A 1,625-nucleotide genomic window follows, 5' to 3' on the forward strand; every position below is an offset into this window, starting at 1 on the left:
GGTGCAGCCTTCTTGGCCGGAGCGGCCTTCTTGGCGGGYGCAGCCTTCTTGGCCGGAGCGGCCTTCTTSGCTGCGGCCTTAGCCGGGGTCTTTGCAGTTGCCATGGTTTTCTCCTTGATCAAGTGGAAAAGTCACCGTTCTGTGCGGACCGGTCCGCCCAGATACGGTTATTCACCGCCCGAGAGTCGCCCAGGAGGAGCGCCTCGATACGGTGAATGGGATCGCCATGCAGCCCCGCCACGTCTAGCGTGTTGATGCGGGTTTCGCTCGGTGACTGCATTGGCCAGGTCTTGATCTTGTGATGGCTGGGACTTCAGTCCCAGCTCAGTGCCCCGCCTGATTGGTACTCGATGACGCGCGTCTCGAAGAAGTTGCGTTCCTTCTTCAAGTCGATCATCTCGCTCATCCAGGGGAAGGGATTCTCTTCGTTCGGGAACAGGGCTTCGAGGCCGATCTGCACCGCACGGCGGTTGGCGATGAAGCGCAGATAGCCCTTGAACATCGAGGCATTGAGGCCCAGCACACCACGCGGCATGGTGTCCTCGGCGTAACGGTATTCCAGTTCGACGGCCTTCAGGAACAGCGCCTTGATCTCGGCCTTGAATTCGGCCGTCCAGAGGTGCGGGTTCTCAAGCTTGATCTGGTTGATCAGGTCGATGCCGAAGTTGCAGTGCATCGACTCGTCGCGCAGGATGTACTGGTACTGCTCGGCTGCACCCGTCATCTTGTTCTGGCGGCCCATCGCCAGGATCTGCGTGAAGCCGACGTAGAAGAACAGGCCTTCCATCAGGCAGGCGAAGACGATCAGGCTCTTCAGCAGCGTCTGGTCGTTCTCCGGCGTGCCGGTGTGAAAGTGCGGGTCCATGATCGCGCCGATGAAGGGGATCAGGAACTCGTCCTTGTCGCGGATGGACTGGACTTCGTTGTAGGCGTTGAAGATCTCGCTCTCGTCCAGACCCAACGACTCCACGATGTACTGGTAAGCGTGCGTGTGGATCGCCTCTTCGAACGCCTGGCGCAGCAGGAACTGGCGAGCCTCGGGTGCCGTGATGTGGCGGTAGGTGCCCAGCACGATGTTGTTCGCGGCCAGCGAGTCAGCGGTGACGAAGAAGCCGAGGTTGCGCTTGATGATGCGGCGCTCGTCTTCGGTCAGGCCGTTGGGATCTTTCCAGAGCGCGATGTCGCGGCTCATGTTCACTTCCTGCGGCATCCAGTGGTTGGCGCAGGTGGCGAGGTACTTTTCCCAAGCCCACTTGTACTTGAACGGCACCAGCTGATTCACATCGGTCTGGCCGTTGATGATGCGCTTGTCGGCAGCCTTCACGCGACGCGCGGTGGTTGGTTCGCCGGACAACTTGGGAGCGGGAGAGGAAGCGAGAGCAACTTCAGGCATCAGGGGCGCCGAAGGCAGTGCCGCGACAGGCTTCGCGGTGTGTGTGTCGGTGGACTTCAGGTCTTCGTCCCAATCCAGCATGGTGTGCTTCCTATCACTTCGAATTATCGGCAGTGCTTGTGCAAATCAACAAGAACTAGCTACAGCTATTTGCATCGTTCGCGCAAAGTTTGTTGCGCGTGGGCATCGAAACCGACGCTCTCACTTGTATAGACAAGTGAGAGCGTCACTC

General features: G+C 59.4%; 1 protein-coding gene. It reads right to left on the reverse strand.

Annotation, left to right across the window (positions count from 1 at the left end):
• Positions 1–313 precede the first annotated feature (313 nt).
• Entirely contained in the window at positions 314–1,474 is a 1,161-nt protein-coding gene (locus AC1DU6_RS30430) for a ribonucleotide-diphosphate reductase subunit beta (RefSeq protein ID WP_457323808.1), read from the reverse strand.
• Positions 1,475–1,625 lie beyond the last annotated feature (151 nt).

It is taken from the genome of Roseateles sp. P5_B10 (assembly GCF_056400485.1).